Below are 19709 nucleotides of genomic sequence, written 5' to 3'. Positions count from 1 at the left end.
AAGTGTAACGCGTATAGATTCAGATTAAATTGATAGCTTCAGGCTTGACAATTAAGTTAAGATCTCCTCGTTTTAATCCATTTTCCCTAACATGAGGCCGTTTCGCGGAAAAAATATGTAATACCTACTCTTGATTTCTCAAACAACACAGAGGCAAATCTGGCTAAAAGATTTGTTATTTTTTCTATTTCTGTAGAGAAAGCATGATGAATATGCAATCAAGAAAGTATGGTAGAACGTATCACTATCCGTTCTCCCCCGGCACCACCAGTGATGATCGTATTAATCGCGATTGGTGGTCGCACATCCAGAACATTGAACAACTGGTACATACTGAAAAACTCGATGGTGAAAATAATTGCTTGAATCGGCACGGTGTATTTGCACGCTCTCATGCAGCACCGACTCAATCAGCATGGAGTCAGCAGATCCGTCAACGTTGGCAGCTCATTAAAAATGATTTAGGCGATATTGAGCTGTTTGGTGAAAATCTTTATGCCGTACATTCTATTGAATACCAACATATTGAAGAGTATTTCTATGTATTTGCGGTCAGGCAGGGTAATTACTGGTTAAGTTGGGAGGAGGTCAAATTTTATGCCTCACTGTTTGATTTCCCAACAGTACCTGAATTATCGCTGAATATTGATAAGCAGCTCGACTCACAAGTCTATACTCAGCAGCTGATCACGGCGGCAGAGCAAGATAGTCAATTTATTGCCTATGATACTCATAGCCAACAACCTTGTAGTATGGAAGGGATTGTTACGCGTGATAGCCAACGTTTTAGTCTTGATGACTTTAAGTGCCATGTTTTTAAATATGTCCGTAAAAATCATGTTAAAACGGATATTCACTGGAAACGCCATTGGCAGCGAGCAAAATTAGCCTTTGAGTACCAAGGAGGGCAGTCATGAATTGGCAACTCAGCGATACACGTGAATGGTCACAGTTAGAAGAACGGTTTGATTTTGTGCGTGATATGCGAGGTGTTCCACAGGATCAACAGCACCATGCCGAAGGTGATGTGGCGACACATACCCAAATGGTGTTAAATGCCTTAGAAAGTTTACCTGAATATCAGCAGCTACCGGCATTGCAGCAAAATATTGTTTGGGCGGCAGCGTTATTACATGATGTGGAAAAGCGTTCGACAACGCGTGAACAAGATGGGCGAATTCGTTCACCGGGTCATGCGAAAAAAGGTGAACTATCGGTTCGCCATATCCTATTTCGCGAGGTGGAGACTCCTTTTGTTATCCGTGAACAGATAGCCGGATTGGTCAGATACCACGGTTTGCCATTATGGGTTATGGAAAAGGCAGATCCTGAACGTGCTTTATTTGCTGCTTCATTACGTGTGGCAATGCCGTTGCTTTGCCTATTAGCAAAAGCGGATGTATTAGGACGTATTTGCGCTGATCAGGCTGAACTGCTATCACGTATTGAACTGTTTGAGCTGTTTTGTCGTGAGCAAGGTTGTTGGGAACAGCCAAAGGCGTTTGCATCAATGGCAGGTCGCTTTCATTATTTTCATCAACAGCGTGGTTCACCTGACTATCAACCATTTGAAGAGTTTGGCAGCGAAGTGATTATGCTATGTGGCCTACCGGGGATGGGGAAAGATCATTTTATTGCTCAGTACTATCCACATAGAGAGGTGATTTGCCTTGATGAGATCCGCAGAGAGCATAAAATCAGCCCAGCAGATAGAAATGCTCAAGGTTGGGTCGCTCAGTATGCAAAAGAGCAAGCTAAAGTACGATTACGCGCAAAAACGGATTTTATTTGGAATGCCACATCGCTCAGCGCTTCTTTAAGAGAAAGTATGATCAGCTTGTTTGCTCGCTATCAAGCCAAAATACATTTAATTTATTTGGAAGTCCCGTATAAACAGTGGCAACAACAGAATCGCCAACGTAAATACGCGGTACCTGAAAATGTGATGGAACGGATGGCAAACAAATTAGAGTTGCCAACCCCAGATGAGGCACACCAAGTTTCTTATTTCATTAATGGTGAATTTCAATTCTAATAACACGAAGCGGGAAAAAACGCGTTTATCCCGCTTCGTCAACAACGTCATGACGTCTAATTAGTCGGCGTCATGGATTTGTGCAAGCCAATATGCGGTATCAAGGAACATACACATCTCCAGAAAATAGTTTTCTAGCAGTGCGTATAATCGAGGCTTGTAACCCTAAAGGAAACTCACCTTGCTGGCTCAATGAGACATCAAAATTACCACTGAGGTGCTCAATCGAAATATGCTGCATATCAACATGTTTAGTGAGATAACGTTTGACTACTGAGTTATTGATGAGTGTGCCAGTTGCAATAGCAATGGCCCCCGTCACCGCCAATGCACCGTGGCATTTATGTGGCATAAAATAGCGCACATTCACAGTCCCACCATGAATGGCTGGGGAAACCAATACCGGTTTGGGGATCACTTTTTGGCTGACATCGCCCAATCCCATTGCGAGCCCTGCTTGGCAACGAATACTTTCCAAGCGCTGCATAAATTCTTTATCTGATTCAAGCTGAGCTGCGGTTTCATAACCGGTTTTATTTAATTGCGGAGCATCAATCAAGACAACTGGCATTGCCATATCAATACAGCTCACTTCTACCCCATCAAATATATCAATGGCACGCCCTGTTGGCAGTAATTTGCCGGTTTTTGTACCACATGCATTTAGAAAGGTAAGCGAAATAGGTGCTGCATGGCCAGGAACACTCGCAATTGTAGTATCCCCCTCATAGCGTACTTGCCCATTTGGTGTTTGTATTGTGGAGTTAACAAAAGTATCAGTATTGATGTTGCGAATACGTACTACAGTTGTTTCACCAGTAATGGGCATTAAACCTTTTTCAATCGCATAAGAACCGACAGCACATAAAATATTACCGCAATTGGGTGCGGTATCGACAATACGATCAGTGATAGAAACTTGAGCAAAAAGGTAATCAATATCGGCATCAGGGTGAGGGGAGCGGCTAATAATGGCAACTTTGCTGGTTTGTGGGCTACCACCACCGATACCATCGATTTGTAAAGCGTGTCCTGAACCCATAATAGCTAAGATTAATTCATCACGCTCTTGAATATTTTGGGGTAAGTCATCTGCTAATAAAAATACGCCTTTCGATGTGCCACCGCGCATCAACATACAAGGTATTTTTTTCATATGCTTTCCTATTAAAGTATTGCTCATTAATTAATTTGCAATGAAAGGAATCCAATCATTAATTGGATCCCTTATTTCGTTTTAATTATTTTTTAAATTAAGCCTGAACTGATTAATATTTCCCACCAGCCTAAACCAATCGTCATATGAACCAATAAACTTAAGAATGCGACAATACCACCTATGATCCACCATGAACGTATATCGTTGTAGCCAGCACCAAAAACGATAGGAGCTGCCGCGCCTCCGTAATGGGTTAAGCTGCCGCCGTATGCGTTGGAAAATAGTAAGCCCAGTGCTAATAACATTGGTGGTGCACCAGCGACCATACCAACAGTTGCAAAAACAGGTACCATTGCGGCGACATAAGCGCCACCGGAAGCAAATAAGTAACGTATTGCCACACTAATAAACATAATGACGAAGAAAGCTAACATGGTTTGATCACCAAAGGAGAGGTGTTGCCCCATGACATCAGCTAACCATTTAAAGAAACCTGCTTTTGTGAGTACGCCAGACATACCGATGATACCGCCGTACCAAATCAAGGTATTCCATCCACCTTTATTTTTTAGCACATCATCCCAAGTTACTACGCCTAGAATTAATGTTAAAGCCATAACACATATTGCAACGGTAGAGGCAGTGACACCAATTTGCCCGGCAAAAATCCATCCTGCTAAAGCTAATACAAAGATAATAGCCAGTAACTTCTCTCTTACTGTCATTGGGCCTAAATCTTCTAATCCTTTAGCCGCAATCTCTTTATTATTCACTTTCTTTAATTCAGGTGGATAAAGTTTGTAGATAATCAGTGGTGTTAAAACCAACATAATTAAGCCAGGAACGGCGGCGGCTAGTGCCCATCCGCCCCAACTTAAATGGATCCCCATAATGTCGGTCATCATGGCTAAGGCTAATGCATTGGGTGCCATCGCGGTTAAGAACATATAGCTGGTGGTTTTTGTCACCATGTACACGTTTACTAACAGATAATGCCCTGCTTTGCGTGGGCTTTTTTCAGGATCGGAGCCAAGCGCCACAGCAACACTGTTAATAATCGGAAAGACAATTCCCCCTGCGCGAGCTGTGTTTGAAGGGGTTGCAGGCGCGATGATCAGGTCAAGAATTGCGGTGACATAACCGAGTCCTAATGTTGTGCCGCCGAGTTTTCCAATCAAAATATAAGAGAGTCGTTTACCTAGTCCTGTTATGACAAAAGCAGCACTGAGTGTAAACGCAGCGAAAACCAACCACGTGGTACCTGAAGCATAACCATTTAACACTTCACCCACTTTGACATCTTTTGTCCCCGTGATACCAATAACGGCAGCACTGGCGGCAATAGTGGCAAGTAATATTACTGGCTCAGAATAGGGTTTTAAAACTAACCCGATAATGGCTGATAAATACAAACCAAATAGCAACCAAGCAATATGGGGTAATCCCTCTGGTGTGGGTATAAGCGAGATGATTATGGGGATGGCTATTAGAAGTAATAGCTTCCATATTTTATCTTTTTGCATAGGCCATTTCCTTAATTAATACTAAATTTAATTAATATTAAATTGAATGAACTTTAATATTGTGAATTTGTTAATTAACGTATTTTTTATATAACTGTTTCTTGAATATGTTTAATTAGTTAATATTTTTATTCTTAATAGGTTATAAATTCGTTAACGTAATAAAGATGTTTGGATAATTAAATTTTCCTGTGTGAGTTAATACTTAATTATTATTAATAGATGATATTAAGTTTCCGGTTGAATAAGGTAAGCGTGCTAAAAACCACGTCAGAATTAATAAGTCTGCGCTGCCTCCAGGGCTCAGATTATTAATAATACATGCCTTATCAAATTGCTGAATTTTGCTTAAATCGGCTAATTTAGTTAATCCTCCATGATTAAGTAAATCTTGAGCTTGTTTTTTTAGCCATGATAAACCTTGCAAACCACCGCGATTGGCAACATTGGTATCATCATTGTTTGCCATTAATAACAGTAATGTTTGTAATAATGCGAGTTCTTGAGGTTTACCTTCAATGAGTTGTTTTAAATAGTAAGGAAGAGAAAGGTTGATCACTAATTGATAACCACTTTCTGCTTCACCTCGGGCTCCCGTTAAGCCAAACATTTGATATAACTTCTGCCCCGCGGTTGGGTGAACACTAACCTGCTTTAACTCAGCGGTAATACCTTGGCACATGTGTGAAACAATCACACTAATGGCAGGGGCAGAAACCGGTTTATTGAGCGCCAGTAAACGCCCGATAGCCGTGAGTATCAACCCTAATGAAAAAATTGAGCCTTTATGTGTATTCACGCCTTTGGTTGCTTGGAACATCGATTGTTCACAGGCGATCCCAATTGGGCGTATCATTTTTAGCAACTGATGAAGTGGTAATTCTTTGTATTGTGCGCCTGCATGTAAGAAAGCAGGGAAGTGCTGTGCGATGGCATTTGCGCTCAAATGGAAATCGGTTAATGCCATATCTTTATGAGCGCCGGTATTGTATTTATCAACTAAGCCTGGTTTTGGGGTTAAGTTGACCTCAGCCATCATAGCTTGCCAAGCCAGTTGACTGTAATACTGCACGTTATTCAGTGTCAGTTGTGATGTATGTTCAATTATCGACAGACGCATTGGCTAGCACCTCGATTTTATTGATAATTTCATTCAGTGGGTGAATGCGTTCACGAGCACAAACTTTGGCTTCTTTATCACAAATCAAACAGCGCCGTGGTGAAAGAGTGAGCGTGTTGCGCGAGTATTGCTGCCCGTTAGCATCAAAGACATCAAAATCCCATAGACGACCAACTGGCGATAACTCTTCCGCTTCGATTAAGGCGGTTTTAACGGCGATTGCATCGGCATCAACAGCAACGAAGCATTCGGGGCCTGTTGGAAATGCAAAAGATTGTTGTGCTAAAAGTACCCACTGCCTGCATTGAGCAACCTGTTTAAGCGCATTTAACCCCTGATTAAAGACTTGCCTAACAAGATGATTGTCTTTGACAGGTCCAGGAAAAACGACAGTAAACGAAATCAGGGTTACTTGATGGAGACCAATCCATTGCTGTTGTCGAGTCTGACGATTGTCACGGCTATTCAGCAGCTCAAGTAAAGAAATTTCAGGTTGCTCTATCGTATCAGGCAGTGGGTAAAACATCGTGTTACTCCTTAACCTGATGGACGATATCAATGACAGAGCCATCGCGATAGCGAACAACTGCAACGACTTTATCTGTAAATTCAATCGGATTAGGTTTACCTGTTAACAGTTCCGCACGTTCACGTAACCAATCAATAGAGACCGTTTTGATCCCCTGAGTTTCCAATTGTTGTTTTAATTCTGGACGTGCAGGGTTGACGGCAATGCCATGATCGGTCACTAAAATATCAACGCTAGAACCGGGGGTAACACAAGTGATCACTTCATCCACTAAGGTAGGAATGCGACCACGAACTAACGGTGCAACAATGATGGATAGTTTTGACGCGACGGCAGTATCACTGTGGCCACCCGATGCACCACGGATCACGCCATCTGAACCCGTCAATACGTTAACGTTAAAGCGCGTATCTATTTCCAGCGCACTTAATACCACCACATCAAGCATATCGACAGACGCACCTTTTGAGTCGAAACAAGCGTATTGATTGGCACTAATTTCAATGTGGTTTGGATTGCGAGCTAATGACATCGCGGCGGCACGGTCAAAACTCTGTACATCAATCAGTTTGCGAATAAAGCCTTTTTCATGTAAATCAACAATCGTCGAGGTGATGCCACCGAGGGCAAACCCTGCACAAATATTGTGACGACGCATTTTGTCTTCTAAGAAGCGGGTTACTGCCAATGAAGCGCCACCTGTACCTGTTTGCAATGAAAAACCTTCTTTGAAGTAACCTGATTTTTCAATCACATCTGCGGCAGTTCGGGCAATTAATAGTTCTCTAGGGTTAGAGGTCATCCGTGTAGCATCAGCCCCAATTTTATCGGCATCGCCTACACGTTGAACTTTAACAATATAATCCACTTCATCTTGTTTGATACTGGCTGGATTATGTGGATAAGGCAGTAACTCTTCGGTCAACATCACCACTTTTTGCGCTGTTTCGGCATCAATTTTTGCATAACCTAACGAGCCACAGCAGGCTTCGCCGGTATAGCCATTCGCGTTGCCATATTCATCACAAGATGGCACGCCAATGAAAGCGACATCGATCTTCAGTTCACCGCTATGAATCAGATTAGCTCGTCCGCCATGTGAGTGAATTTGTACTGGTTCGGCTAATTCACCACGAGATATTGCTTCAGCCAAGGGCCCACGAAGACCGGAAGTATAAATTTTACAAACTACCCCATGACGAATATGTTCAACGAGTGGTGAATGGCAAGCACTGAGCGAACTAGAGGCTAAGGTAAGGTTCCTAAAACCCATTTCTGCAATCACTTGCATGACTAAATTAATGGTTAAATCACCGCCACGAAACGCGTGATGGAAAGAAATTGTCATGCCATCTTTTAGACCTGAACGGCGGATGGCAACTTGCAGATCTTCACACAGTTTGCGATTACGTGGTTTCTGCACTTGCTGCTGAACTTTCCCAATATCTTTAAATTGACGCAGTGGTTGCTCAGTCATTGGATCTAGGTAGGCTGATACGCGCGCCTGACGCTGTGTTGTATTTGTCATTTTCAATGCCTCACTCTTCCCGAATACCTGATAATGCAGCGCGTGACAGCACGAGACGTGCCCTATCAATCACTGGACCATCCACCATTTTCCCATTGAGTGAGACGACACCACGGCCTTCTTGCGCAGCAGCATCTGCCGCATCAACGACGCGTTGTGCGTGATCCACTTCTTTTTGGGTCGGGGCGTAGAGGTTATGAAGCAGTTCGATTTGGCGAGGATTAATTAAAGATTTGCCATCAAAACCAAGCTGTTTAATATGGGCGGCTTCTTTTAAGAATCCTTCCTCATTATTTGCATCTGAATAGACAGTATCAAAGGCTTGAATACCAGCAGAACGTGCAGCTTGTAAAATGGCGCACCGAGCATAGAGGAGTTCTACGCCGTCTGGGGACCGCTCGGTGCGCAAATTGCGGACATAGTCCTCGGCACCTAAAGCGATGCCAATAAGTCGTTGTGATGAGTGAGCGATATTTACCGCTTGTGTAATACCCATTGGTGATTCTATGGCTGCCAGTAAACCCGTGCTACCTTGTTCGCGGCCACAGCTTTTTTCAATACGTAAAATTTCATTTTCGATATCGATAACATCTTGTGCTGTATCGGTTTTAGGTAAACGAACAATATCAGCACCACCGCGCACGACAGCTTCGAGGTCAGCAACACCGAACGCTGAGTCAAGCGCATTCACGCGTACGACGGTTTCAATATCACGGTATAAAGGGTGCTGTAGCGCATGATAAACTAAGCGACGAGCAGTATCTTTTTCGCGTAAAGTAACCGAATCTTCGAGGTCAAACATTAGTGCATCGGCTTTATAAATAAACGAGTTACTGAGCATTGCCGCATTAGAGCCGGGAACAAACAGCATACTTCTGCGCGTGCGTGTTTTTCTTTCTGGCGTCATTATTTGTCCTCCCAAGGCAATGCTGTGATATCACAGGCTCTGGCTAGCAATGCTTCAAGTCGAGCTCTAAGTACGCACTCTAAAGCGCCCTTATCATCAACAATAATTTGAGCGCCTTGAATATCGTGTTGTTCGATTAACTCAAGCACGACGTGCTCAATGGCATCTCCAAATTGTTTTTCAACACTACTGCTAATTTGGATCGACACCTCTTCGGTATCTTCTAAAGGTTCTATTCGTACCATGACATCACTTGATTCAAGTGTGCCGGCAACGGCTGCGTGGAGTATTTTCATAGTTCACCTGTAACTAATTCAGAATTTTCGACGCGGTGAGAAGCCGATGAAGGGCGGGAAGCTAACATATTTTCTAAATAGAGATAGGTTGCTTCGGGGACAATCGGCTTGATCGCCGCCAGATCTTTTTTAGCGAGTAATCTGCGAACTTGTGAGGCTGAAACAGCCGTACCGTCATAGACCATTCGCGGAAATTCAACGAGCTCAATCGGTGGATAGCTAACTGAGCGAGTTTCCAGCCAAAAACGCATATCTTCGTTATATTGATTGGTGACTTTGCAAAATGGCTCTGTACCGACAAAGCGGTGGGTGATACCAAGAGCAGGAGCGATATATTGGCGGAAAATTTTAATGTCGATCTCGGTATAACAATTATCGACAACGGCTTTATCTTTGATGAAATAGCACGGGAAGGTAGCCCGAGAGATAATATATTCGGAGCCTTTGTGTATGGTTAAATTCTCAATCCCTTGAGTTCCAGCCTCAATTAATTCCAATCGAACGCTATAAGGGAAACGTGAGGTGTCTTCCTTAACCACAAACAAATGTAACCAGTCACATTCTTTCGCTGCTTTTTCAATTAAATAACGGTGACCAAGGGTAAATGGGTTGGCGTTCATAACGATTGCCCCAATTTTTTTACCTTCTTGACGTTGTTTTTTCAGGCTATTAATATAACGTTTTAAATAACAACAGCTATTTTCCATCAGTACCATGATATTGGGTACAGTGGCGAGTGTGTGAAAACCACATTGCTGAAATAAACTTTCATTTTGTGTTTTAGTATAAATAAATAAGTGAGTTGTATTATTTTCGTAAGCAAGATTGACCAACTCAGTAGCGAGTTTTAAGGCTAAACCTTCACCTCGAACATTATCACTAATAGCAACACACTTAATGACATTTTTAGCCAGACCACCACAAGCAATTAATTTATCATTGCGAGTAATAGTAATAAAAACGTCAATACTAGAATCAATATCTAAATCATTTTCTTTTAAAAACTGAGCTATTTCAGCTAGTTTCCTGTTCTCATGACGTTTCACATGGTTAAACGTGATGTTTTCGAACATATTAGTATCCTGCACCTCATATAGAGATGTTTTTAAGTTGTTACTAATGTTAAAGTTAATTAAATAAAAATTTCAGTATTAATTTAATAAATGAGTCATTAGTTTTTTATTTAATTATCTTTTTCAATATTAATATTAAAGATTATCTAATTAATATTTTTGACCTATTTCATGTTTCTAATAGGAGTTTGTAGTTGTTTAATGGTTTTAATGTTTTTAATTATTAAATAAGTTGTTTATTGCTTGGTTTTAATGTATTTAATCATTAATAAATACTTTATTAGTGATGCAATTGGCTGTATGGTCAGTGTATTCTGTGTTTTATCATGTAACAAAATTTTTACTTTTCAGTAGGTAATAGGGTATCTGATGAAAAAAGAATATTTGCATTTTCCGCTTCGAAAACACAAATCAATATCCTTTTCTGCTCGAGTCTTTCTTCTTTTATTGTTGGTTTCTATCGTTTTGACTTTGGGCCTAGGTAAGTATTTCACCGATACAGCTGAAAACCGTTTAATGGCGAATATTCGTTCACTGGCCATGAGCCAAGCAAAGCTTATTGCATCAATAGAGAGTATCGTCCAGTCAGTTAAAACTCGTGATATTCAAAAGCTAAAAGTGATTGCAGATAAACTTAATCAAGATTCGGATTACGACTATGTGGTGATTGGTGATGAAAACTCAATGCGTTTGTACCATCCCAATCAAGATAAAGTTGGGTTTAAGATGCAATGGAATAAGCCGGGGGCATTAGAGCGTGGCGAAAGCTATTTTATTGGTGGAGAAGGCTCTATCGGTAATGCCGTTCGCGCAAAAACCCCTATCTTTGATGAACAAGGTACTGTCATTGGTGTGGTTTCTATTGGCTATTTAACCAAGAACATTGAAACCTCACGTAGCGAGCTATTTGTCCAAACAGGGGCAACGTTTTTTGGTGTGCTGGTTATTTTACTTTTTTTGTCATGGGCATTTTCCCGTTTGATCCAACGGCAAATGTTAGGTTTAGAGCCAGAGCAAATTACGCAAATGGTCGTCGTACAAAAGGGGATCTTTGAAGCGGTTTTTGAAGGGGTGATTGCGGTTGACTGTACTGGGCGCATCATTAATATCAACCATAACGCCCGCCAAATGTTAGCATTGAGTGAACCCCCTAATCATTTAATTGGTCGTTCCGTCAGTGAATTAATTACCCCAGCAACCTTTTTTGTTCATGATATTGCGGTGACACAGCATGATGTGATTTGTGTATTTAATGGGTTAAATGTAATTGCTAACCGTATTGCCTTACAGGATGATAACCATTTAATGGGGGCGGTTATCAGCTTCCGTAGCCAAAATGATATCGAGTCTTTAAATGCACAATTGACACAAGTACGCCAATATGTTGAAAATTTGCGCTCACTACGCCATGAGCACCTTAATTGGATGTCAACGCTAAGTGGTCTTTTACAAATGAAAGAGTATGACCAAGCATTGGCGATGATCAAAGGTGAATCAGAATCACAACAGCAATTAATTGATGCACTGCGTAAGCAATTTTTTGATAAACAAGTGGCAGGATTGCTGTTTGGTAAATATCATCGGGCGAGGGAGTTAGGTTTACAATTGGAGTTTACACCAGGCTGCCAATTGAATTCATTACCACAGCAGCTGACGAGTACGGAATTTTGTGCCATTTTGGGAAATCTTCTCGATAATGCGTTTGAAGCTACTCTGAAAAATAATCGCGGTAATAAGCAAATAGAGCTGTATCTTTCAGATGAGAGTGCCGAGTTTGTGATTGAAATCGCGGATCAGGGGTGTGGTTTCCCTTCTGACATGAAAGAAAAATGGCTTGAAAGGGGGATGACGACGAAAACAGAATCTGTCGATGGACACGGGATCGGCCTATATCTTGTTGCCTCGTATGTAAAACGGTGCAATGGTGTGATTATTATTGAAGATAATCAACCACATGGTACTCTATTCTCAATTTTTATTCCGAAAGTGAAGATACAAAATGATTAAGATAAAAATCCTCATTGTGGAAGATGAACTCCTACTGGCAGAAATGCACGGTGAGTATATTAAATCCTATCCTGCTTGCGATAAGGTTTGGGTGGCGGGTGATCTCGCTCAAGCAAGAAAAATGATTGAATATATGAAGCCTGATCTGATCTTACTTGATAACTATTTACCTGATGGTAAAGGAATTGATTTGGTACATGAGTTGATTCAAGAAAGAAACAATGCTGATATTGTATTTACAACAGCCGCCAGCGATATGGATACGGTATCTGAAGCCATTCGCTTAGGTGTATTTGATTATTTGGTTAAGCCAATCGCCTATGAACGTTTGGGGCAAACATTAGATCGCTATATTCAACGTAAATCCGTGCTGCAAACAAATAACAAAACCAGTCAGAGCCAAATTGATGATATGTTCAATACCTATGCGCGAGGCGAAACCAAAGAAGAGCTGCCAACCGGTATTGATGCTTTGACTTTGGAAAAAGTACTCTCGCTATTCGCACAACCTAACGCGGAATATACCGCGGAGACGATTGCAGATACAATTAAACTAAGTCGCACAACGGCTCGTCGCTACTTAGAATATTGCTTAGCACAACATAAAATTGAAGCGGAAATAGAATACGGTAAAGTAGGGCGGCCGCAGCGTATTTACCGTGTCGCTAACAATAAATAAATGGTTAGAAACCGTTGCCTACTGATATCCAACCAGTAGGCAATAAACGCTATTTTTTAAGATTGTTTTCTAAGATTAATACTTTTTTCTCTGCCCGTTCATTGCCTTGAGCAGCAGCAATCTTGTACCAATACAAGGCTTTGCGATCATCTTGCGTCACCCCCATGCCATATTGATAACATGCACCACTGGCATACTGAGCGTCAGTGCTACCATGTTGTGCCGCACGTATAAACCAATGGCAAGCCTTCGCCTGATCGGCCTTGACCCCATCGCCGCGTGCATAAATCAAAGCAAGATTAAATTGAGCCGAAATTTCACCTTGTTCTGAAGCTAAAGTGAGCCATTTGATCGCTGATGGCACATCTTTAGTAATGCCTTGGCCATGTAGGTAAAGCATGCCTAAACTATTTTGTGCGGGTGAAAAACCTAACTGAGCAGAACGTGAAAAATATTGATAAGCCTGAGCATAATTAACTTTATCATACATACCTGTAGCCGCTTGATAGCCTAGTAGATAAAGCGCTTGAGGCTGATTTTGTTTAGCGAGTGCGAGATATATTTGCTGGGCTTTTTGCGCGTCTTCGGTGGCGGCAATACCTTTTTCATACCAATAAGCTAACATCAATTCTGCGGGTTGAAAGCGTTGAGCGGCGGCTTTTACTAACCACTCTTCTGCCTGTTGTTTATTCTTCGGCAATAGTTTATCGATTCCAGCCAATGTGTATTCAGCCATATTAAGTTGGCCTAATGGATCACCTGCATCAGCAGCTTTTTTCATCCAATACAGCATTTGCTGATTATTTTTACTGACACCTTTACCTTGTTGATACATTAAAGCGAGGTTAATTTGTGCTTTAGTGAATCCTTGCTCAGCGGATAGTTGGTACCATTTAGCCGCTTCACTTAGTTTATTTTCTGATTGATAAAGCATTGCAAGGTTAAATTGTGCTTCCATTTGCCCATCTTGCGCCTGTTTAAGCAAAATTTGCTTATCTTGAATCGGGGATGATGGCTCAGCATAACCGTTATGAGTAATGGCACTAAAAATCAGTAATAATGAAAGCAGTATTTTTTTCACTGAAGTTCCTTATATCAGCGTATCTGAAGGTAGGTTAACTTGCTGCATGACTCAGTGCAATGTTGAAAGCGTCAATACAGTTTGTAAAAAGTGCCATTTCGTCACATGCGAATAAAATTTCATGAAAAAATGAACTTTTTTTGCAAGAAAAGACTCTTAGATATAAGTATATTCTTTTGCTTGCGTGAGCATTCATATATTTACCCTCAATATTCATTTCGTTACGTAAAGTAATACGATAATGCAGCTATGAAATAGTCATTTCCAATCGAAATCACTAAGCTCTTTGAGTAGCATGCATGATGCCCAGTTAACCACTGGGCTTTTTTATCTAAAATTAAATCATTCGCTCGCAATTCATCTCCCATCTACGCTCTTATCACTGCGCTGATAACCTCTAAGATCTTCCAAACAATGATTGTTCGCGTTATATCAAGAATAGTTATTCATGAATTATCTCCATTATCATATCGGTAGTTGATATTTAATATGGTGAATAATGACTTAACTTAACGTAGTGATTTAAGAAAAGAGATTGTCGGATTCGGACAATAACTTAAATGGCAAGCTGTATTATAAATAGACAAAAAGGATGAATGGATTTTGTTGTCATATCTTGAAATAAGCATAATATGCTTAACAATGAAGTTACAATTGGTTGGTTAATGCGCAAGGATTGCCTGTTAAATTAACTGCAAAAGTGACATTAATCACGATATTAAGCTATTCATGGGGTAATTGGTACTAACTAAATCTTTATCTTTGGTGCATAAATAGCGTATATTGCTCAATTGATTTTTGCATTTCTAGCGGTGTTTATCCCTATAAATGTTGAATAAATAATCAAATATGCTTTAACTCATTGAATTTTATGTTTGTTGTTCATTAACATCGATTACACACACAGATGTTAATTTTGAAGGCTGGATTGATGGCGTACTCAGTCAGGAAAGTAGCTATTACTAGCCCTAAAAATCGAATTTCGAAACGTTAATTTTGAGAATATAACAATGCTGAGGGTATAGACAGTACCCCATTTTGCTTTTATTTATGTACAGGTTGTCATAGAGGTAACTAGTGTCCACAACTAACAACAAAGAGGAAGTCAGTCTTAACGCGTTTAAGCAACCTCGCTCGTTCTATCTAATCTTTTCTATTGAGCTCTGGGAACGTTTTGGTTATTACGGTCTTCAGGGGATCCTCCCAATTTACCTTAGCCAAGTGCTTGGCATGTCAGAGACAGAATCTATCACCTTATTTTCTGCCTTTGCTGCGCTAGTGTATGGTTTTGTTGCTATTGGAGGCTGGTTAGGCGATAAAATCCTAGGTACAAAACGTGTTATTGTTCTCGGTACATTAGTACTGATTGCTGGTTATGCTTTTGTCGCTTATTCAGATCATGATGTTTCTATGGTATATGTGGGGCTGGCAACAATAGCGGTTGGTAATGGTCTATTTAAAGCTAATCCATCATCGTTGTTATCGACGTGTTATGCCAAAGACGATCCTCGTTTAGACGGCGCATTTACCATGTACTATATGGCCGTTAACATTGGTTCCTTCTTCTCTATGTTGGCCACTCCTTGGCTGGCAAAACACTATGGCTGGGATATTGCGTTTTCACTGAGTGTTGTAGGTCTCGTGATCACACTGATTAACTTTTTTATGTGTAAAAAGTGGGTATCACAGCATGGCTCTAAGCCAGACTTTGCACCAATGGTGATTTCTAAGTTATTAGCCACTATTGTCGGTGTTGTTGCCTTGATTGCGATTTCAACATGGTTATTACATAACATGGGTATCGCTCGTGCAGCGTTAGGGATCATATCGCTAGGTATCATTATTATCTTCATCAAAGAAACTTTAGCGCTAGATGGTATTGCACGTCGCCGTATGATTGTGGCTTTGATTTTGATGCTAGAAGCGATAGTGTTCTTTGTTTTGTATAGCCAGATGCCAACATCACTGAACTTCTTTGCGTTGCATAACGTTGAACATGAAGTATTCGGTTTTAGCGTTGAGCCAGCGCAATACCAAGCTCTAAATCCATTGTGGATTATGATTGGTAGCCCAATCCTTGCTGCTATCTATAATAAAATGGGTGACCATTTACCAATGCCACATAAGTTTGCTATCGGTATGCTACTTTGCTCTGCGGCGTTCTTAGTACTACCTTTAGGAGCAAAATTTGCCAACGAAGCGGGTATTGTATCGGTTAATTGGTTGATTATCTGTTATGGTTTCCAAAGTATTGGTGAGCTTATGATTTCTGGTTTAGGCTTAGCGATGGTGGCACAACTCGTTCCTCAGCGCTTGATGGGCTTTATTATGGGATCATGGTTCCTAACCAACTCCGCTGCTGCATTTATCGCTGGATATGTTGCTTCTATGGCAGCAGTGCCAAAAGGAGAACTAACTAGCACTGTCGATTCATTAGCAGTATACAGTGATGTCTTCCTGAAAATTGGTATCGTGACGGGGATTATCGCTATTTTGATGGTAATAACAGCACCAATGCTGAATCGTATGACATTAGAGCGTGATTAGTCGCTACTGATTCTGTAGTCATGAATAAGAAAAGGCCACGATATTGAAGTGGCCTTTTTGTGATTTAATCGTATTACTTTTTCACTTTATGGACGATATCAACATATTTTGATTTATCGTCTTGTGTTGGATAAATACGGTAAGTGTATTCATCAGGTGAAACAGTGACGTTTTCGACGACACGTGTAAATAGAACTTCACCTTTATCATCTTTGGCTGTCAATGAACGGCTTTTACCATCATCACTAAATGACCATTCACCTTGCATTTTGGGTTTTCCATCAAGGGTCGTCATTTTAAAAGAACCATTTGGGTAATATTCTGCCAGTCCAAAGAAGTTAGCCACTTGCTCATTGGCTGGGTCGACTTTTTTGTTGTCCTGATCCAGAGCTTCTGTCGTCACCCAAACTTTATCAATCATCATATTTTCATAAGCATTAAGTGGTTTTTCTGCATTAGCATTAGCCACTACAGCCGATCCCGTAACCGTCGCTGAATTAGCTTGGGTTGTCGCTGCAAATGCAGTCACGCTAGATAAAGTAATGATTGCGGCAATCAGAGGTTTTAATTTCATAAATACTCCATTATTAGATGAGAATATGAACGGTTAAAAAGTATACCTGCTATTAACTTAGAAGAAGAAGAGCAAAATAGAAAGGTGAAAAGTATTGCGAATGGTGTCAATAATAGAGGTAGCTTTACAAAATAATCATCAAAATTAGTACAGAATAGAGTATATCCGTGGTGATTTGACAGTATTTGATTGAGTGGAAATATTGATGTTAATTGACAAAACTGGCAATCAATTAATGAATACCAGTTTCGATAATATGAAGATATTAGTTAAAATGTCGGTTATTAATTATTTTCAATGAGCGGTTATGGCCATTAATCAATAAAGTATTTGAAGTACGGCTTTGGCTATTTAATGATATCCCATCCATTAAGATGGTTGGGGTGATGGCAGTCGCCGCAAACATCACATCATCCGTACTCACCATGGTGTCTAACGTTAGGATCTCACCAATATTTACGCCCATTTGCTGACAGCGAATAGCTTCTTGCTCAGCTAATAGCCTATTTTGTGGCGTATCGCCTTTTGCCTGTGTTCGTGAGACCAAACGTGCTTGCATATCACCACCTAATGCACGAGCGATGGTTGCACTAATAATCCCCTCAGGTGCTCCACCAGTACCATACATCATATCGATAGCGTGTTCTGGTAAAATAGCTAACAGTGATGCTAAAACATCGCCATCAGGGATTGGGATAACCTTCGCGCCAAAATTACGTAGTGTTTGCATAATATGCTGATGACGGGGCTTATCTAAGACGGCAATCGATAAGCTTGAAATAGGTTTATTGAGAGCGGCAGAAAGATTTTCGAGATTTTTTTCTAGTGGATTAGCGAGATGAACAGCCTCTTTAGCGGCTGAACCTACGACTAATTTTTCCATGTACATATCTGGGGCTTGTAATAGTGTTCCCGTTGGCGCTGCTGCGAGAACGGTAATAGCATTATGTTCATTACACGCAACCATGCGTGTTCCATCGATAGGGTCGACTGCAATATCGAGTTTATGTTTCGCTGATAGATTACCAACTTGCTCGCCAATATATAGCATCGGTGCTTCATCGATTTCACCTTCACCAATCACTATTTTGCCATGAAAATCAATCTGATTAAGGCGATTACGCATAGCTTCTACTGCCGCCTTATCAGCGGCGTTTTTATCCTGTTTACCAACCCATTCATGTGCTGCTAGTGCAGCAACTTCTGTAACTGAAGCGATTGCATAAGCTAACTCATCGCTAATTTTCATTATTTATTTCCTGAATGCAAAAAACAGTAGATATGATACTTTTTTTGCCATCTATCTGGCAAATACATGGGAAATAAAACAACAGAGAGAAAAAATAGAAGAATAATAGAAGAATAAAAGTTAGCAGGTGGGGACCACCCGCTAACAGGAGAACTACAACATTTCAACTATCGCTATTCCACCTATAATCGAAATTAGTGCAGCAAGCGTACTTAATAGCACGGTGCCAGCGGAAGTTTCAGTATAGGCTTTATTGCTGATAGCTAAAGCAGGTACAGCTGTTGCTGTAGGCAGTACACCGATGATAAATGCTGCCTTTAACATATCGTCTTGTAGTCCTAGTGCGATACCTGCACCTAGGATCAAGGCAGCCTGTACAAAGTTTTTGATGAAAACGTTGAAAATGATTTCGGCATTAACGGTAAGTTTGATACCTGAAAGTAACAACCCTAGGAAAAAGAGTGCAACGCCTCCGGCTGTTTTACCTAACTCATTGACTGAGTTTTGTAAAATCTCAGGTAATTTGACGCCAAAAATAGCTAATAGGGCACCTAATATTGGTAAGAAAACTAATGGCTGGGCGATAGCTTTGCCAATTGATTTCAATACACCGTTATTTTGTTGCCTACCACTGATCATCAGTAAGGTGAATGGAATAATAATTATCGTATAGATTAAGTTACCAAGAACCATGGCAATTAAGCCAGAAGAACCAACAGTGGCTAATAATACAGGTGGCCCACAGTAAGCCATATCAGGGAAAGAAACCGACAATGCTTGCATCGCAGCATCTTTTTTATTATGACGGAAAAAGACTTTACCGCCAACAAAGCCAATAATATAAGAAACAATTAAACCAACAGCCAGTGCCAATAAATAATCAATATTTAACAATACAGAAGGTGGCGCTTGTGCCGCAGCCAAAAATAAAGCAAAAGGTAAGGCAATTTTAACGACAAAGTCAGCAAAGGCTTGCGAATATTCGCGTTTGATAAAACCATACTTCCCTGAGAGCCACCCAACAGCTAAACCAAGAATAATGGGTCCTAGGGCGGCCATTATAATATGTAGTAACATAATACTCCTCATTTTTTGATTATTTTGTTATGACTCAAATTTCACTGAGTAATCCAAAATAGCGACCATGTAATTTATACTGTGCACAAAGTCTCGATGCTTTCAGTTACACCTAAAATTATTTCGAGAAAACATCGTTTATCGATATGATTTCTCGAACTATTAATTAATCATCAAATTAATAAAATACACGTAGATATACATATCATAAATAAATAGAAATATACGTCAAAAGGAAAATTTTTTATTAGATAAAAATAAAATCATCCAACTAGGCGATTTATAACAATAAACAAAGTTAAAAAATCGATTAGATATAAATAAT

General features: G+C 40.5%; 17 protein-coding genes. 5 read left to right on the top strand and 12 right to left on the bottom strand.

All coding sequences use genetic code 11. The annotated features are described in order from the left end of the window. Nucleotides 1–206 precede the first annotated feature (206 nt). Together M1E96_RS12930 and M1E96_RS12925 are read left to right on the top strand one after the other, a co-directional pair. On the top strand, nucleotides 207–917 hold the full coding sequence (locus M1E96_RS12930) for an RNA ligase family protein (RefSeq protein ID WP_319068615.1): 711 nt from the start codon (nucleotides 207–209) through the stop codon (nucleotides 915–917). Further along, nucleotides 914–2035, top strand: a complete 1122-nt coding sequence (locus M1E96_RS12925; protein ID WP_272579620.1) for an AAA family ATPase — start codon at nucleotides 914–916, stop codon at nucleotides 2033–2035. The genes M1E96_RS12930 and M1E96_RS12925 overlap by 4 nt, the downstream gene beginning before the upstream one ends. 100 nt (nucleotides 2036–2135) lie before the next feature. On the opposite strand, the gene M1E96_RS12920 is transcribed toward M1E96_RS12925, so the two are convergent. From M1E96_RS12920 to citC, 8 genes are all read right to left on the bottom strand, one after another. Next, nucleotides 2136–3191, bottom strand: a complete 1056-nt coding sequence (locus M1E96_RS12920) for a 4-oxalomesaconate tautomerase (protein ID WP_272579622.1) — start codon at nucleotides 3189–3191, stop codon at nucleotides 2136–2138. Nucleotides 3192–3283: 92 nt separating this feature from the next. Continuing rightward, nucleotides 3284–4717 (bottom strand): anion permease, encoded by a 1434-nt coding sequence (locus M1E96_RS12915; protein WP_140182369.1) that lies wholly within the window; start codon nucleotides 4715–4717, stop codon nucleotides 3284–3286. 205 nt (nucleotides 4718–4922) lie between these two features. Then, a complete protein-coding gene (gene citG, locus M1E96_RS12910; RefSeq protein ID WP_272579623.1) occupies nucleotides 4923–5837 on the bottom strand; it encodes a triphosphoribosyl-dephospho-CoA synthase CitG in 915 nt (304 codons plus the stop codon). Next, nucleotides 5818–6363, bottom strand: a complete 546-nt coding sequence (gene citX, locus M1E96_RS12905) for a citrate lyase holo-[acyl-carrier protein] synthase (protein WP_070926186.1) — start codon at nucleotides 6361–6363, stop codon at nucleotides 5818–5820. The genes citG and citX overlap by 20 nt, the downstream gene beginning before the upstream one ends. 4 nt (nucleotides 6364–6367) lie before the next feature. Then, entirely contained in the window at nucleotides 6368–7894 is a 1527-nt protein-coding gene (gene citF / locus M1E96_RS12900) for a citrate lyase subunit alpha (protein ID WP_070926188.1), read from the bottom strand. 10 nt (nucleotides 7895–7904) lie between these two features. Then, nucleotides 7905–8801, bottom strand: a complete 897-nt coding sequence (gene citE, locus M1E96_RS12895) for a citrate (pro-3S)-lyase subunit beta (protein ID WP_070926190.1) — start codon at nucleotides 8799–8801, stop codon at nucleotides 7905–7907. Continuing rightward, the gene (gene citD / locus M1E96_RS12890) at nucleotides 8801–9097 is read right to left on the bottom strand and encodes a citrate lyase acyl carrier protein (RefSeq protein WP_272579624.1); all 297 of its coding nucleotides are present in this window, start codon (nucleotides 9095–9097) and stop codon (nucleotides 8801–8803) included. The genes citE and citD overlap by 1 nt, the downstream gene beginning before the upstream one ends. Beyond that, on the bottom strand, nucleotides 9094–10170 hold the full coding sequence (gene citC / locus M1E96_RS12885; protein ID WP_070926194.1) for a [citrate (pro-3S)-lyase] ligase: 1077 nt from the start codon (nucleotides 10168–10170) through the stop codon (nucleotides 9094–9096). Before citC ends, citD begins: the two co-directional genes overlap by 4 nt. A 369-nt stretch (nucleotides 10171–10539) precedes the next feature. Here citC and dpiB point away from each other — a divergent pair, with 369 nt between their 5' ends. Together dpiB and dpiA are read left to right on the top strand one after the other, a co-directional pair. Then, on the top strand, nucleotides 10540–12177 hold the full coding sequence (gene dpiB / locus M1E96_RS12880; protein WP_140182364.1) for a sensor histidine kinase DpiB: 1638 nt from the start codon (nucleotides 10540–10542) through the stop codon (nucleotides 12175–12177). Next, complete coding sequence (dpiA, locus tag M1E96_RS12875; RefSeq protein WP_070926196.1) at nucleotides 12170–12856, top strand: two-component response regulator DpiA; 687 nt, start codon at nucleotides 12170–12172, stop codon at nucleotides 12854–12856. Before dpiB ends, dpiA begins: the two co-directional genes overlap by 8 nt. 49 nt (nucleotides 12857–12905) lie before the next feature. Here dpiA and M1E96_RS12870 read toward each other — a convergent pair whose 3' ends face one another. Then, nucleotides 12906–13937, bottom strand: a complete 1032-nt coding sequence (locus M1E96_RS12870; RefSeq protein WP_337979407.1) for a tetratricopeptide repeat protein — start codon at nucleotides 13935–13937, stop codon at nucleotides 12906–12908. A 1077-nt stretch (nucleotides 13938–15014) separates the two neighbouring features. Between M1E96_RS12870 and dtpA the strand changes: the two genes are divergently transcribed. Beyond that, entirely contained in the window at nucleotides 15015–16484 is a 1470-nt protein-coding gene (gene dtpA / locus M1E96_RS12865) for a dipeptide/tripeptide permease DtpA (protein WP_337979406.1), read from the top strand. Between the two features lie 73 nt (nucleotides 16485–16557). Here the strand turns inward: dtpA and M1E96_RS12860 are convergent, their stop codons facing one another. The 3 genes from M1E96_RS12860 to M1E96_RS12850 form a co-directional block, all read right to left on the bottom strand. Continuing rightward, nucleotides 16558–17058, bottom strand: coding sequence for a DUF4822 domain-containing protein (locus M1E96_RS12860; protein WP_070926201.1), 501 nt, complete (start codon nucleotides 17056–17058; stop codon nucleotides 16558–16560). Nucleotides 17059–17323: 265 nt separating this feature from the next. After that, the gene (glpX, locus tag M1E96_RS12855; protein WP_272579628.1) at nucleotides 17324–18307 is read right to left on the bottom strand and encodes a class II fructose-bisphosphatase; all 984 of its coding nucleotides are present in this window, start codon (nucleotides 18305–18307) and stop codon (nucleotides 17324–17326) included. A 153-nt stretch (nucleotides 18308–18460) separates the two neighbouring features. After that, nucleotides 18461–19384, bottom strand: coding sequence for an AEC family transporter (locus M1E96_RS12850; protein WP_272579629.1), 924 nt, complete (start codon nucleotides 19382–19384; stop codon nucleotides 18461–18463). Nucleotides 19385–19709: the final 325 nt, after the last annotated feature.

It is taken from the genome of Providencia sp. PROV236 (assembly GCF_033676985.1).
Classification (GTDB): domain Bacteria; phylum Pseudomonadota; class Gammaproteobacteria; order Enterobacterales; family Enterobacteriaceae; genus Providencia; species Providencia manganoxydans.
Note: the sequence above shows the minus strand (reverse complement) of the source record. Positions and strands in the feature narration are given on the sequence as shown.

Bases quoted from the DNA above. Each gene is read 5' to 3' on its own strand.
- M1E96_RS12930 (WP_319068615.1), top strand. From the start codon at position 207: ATGAATATGCAATCAAGAAAGTATGGTAGAACGTATCACTATCCGTTC.
- M1E96_RS12925 (WP_272579620.1), top strand. From the start codon at position 914: ATGAATTGGCAACTCAGCGATACACGTGAATGGTCACAGTTAGAAGAA.
- M1E96_RS12920 (WP_272579622.1), bottom strand. From the start codon at position 3,191: ATGAAAAAAATACCTTGTATGTTGATGCGCGGTGGCACATCGAAAGGC.
- M1E96_RS12915 (WP_140182369.1), bottom strand. From the start codon at position 4,717: ATGCAAAAAGATAAAATATGGAAGCTATTACTTCTAATAGCCATCCCC.
- citG (WP_272579623.1), bottom strand. From the start codon at position 5,837: ATGCGTCTGTCGATAATTGAACATACATCACAACTGACACTGAATAAC.
- citX (WP_070926186.1), bottom strand. From the start codon at position 6,363: ATGTTTTACCCACTGCCTGATACGATAGAGCAACCTGAAATTTCTTTA.
- citF (WP_070926188.1), bottom strand. From the start codon at position 7,894: ATGACAAATACAACACAGCGTCAGGCGCGCGTATCAGCCTACCTAGAT.
- citE (WP_070926190.1), bottom strand. From the start codon at position 8,801: ATGACGCCAGAAAGAAAAACACGCACGCGCAGAAGTATGCTGTTTGTT.
- citD (WP_272579624.1), bottom strand. From the start codon at position 9,097: ATGAAAATACTCCACGCAGCCGTTGCCGGCACACTTGAATCAAGTGAT.
- citC (WP_070926194.1), bottom strand. From the start codon at position 10,170: ATGTTCGAAAACATCACGTTTAACCATGTGAAACGTCATGAGAACAGG.
- dpiB (WP_140182364.1), top strand. From the start codon at position 10,540: ATGAAAAAAGAATATTTGCATTTTCCGCTTCGAAAACACAAATCAATA.
- dpiA (WP_070926196.1), top strand. From the start codon at position 12,170: ATGATTAAGATAAAAATCCTCATTGTGGAAGATGAACTCCTACTGGCA.
- M1E96_RS12860 (WP_070926201.1), bottom strand. From the start codon at position 17,058: ATGAAATTAAAACCTCTGATTGCCGCAATCATTACTTTATCTAGCGTG.
- glpX (WP_272579628.1), bottom strand. From the start codon at position 18,307: ATGAAAATTAGCGATGAGTTAGCTTATGCAATCGCTTCAGTTACAGAA.
- M1E96_RS12850 (WP_272579629.1), bottom strand. From the start codon at position 19,384: ATGTTACTACATATTATAATGGCCGCCCTAGGACCCATTATTCTTGGT.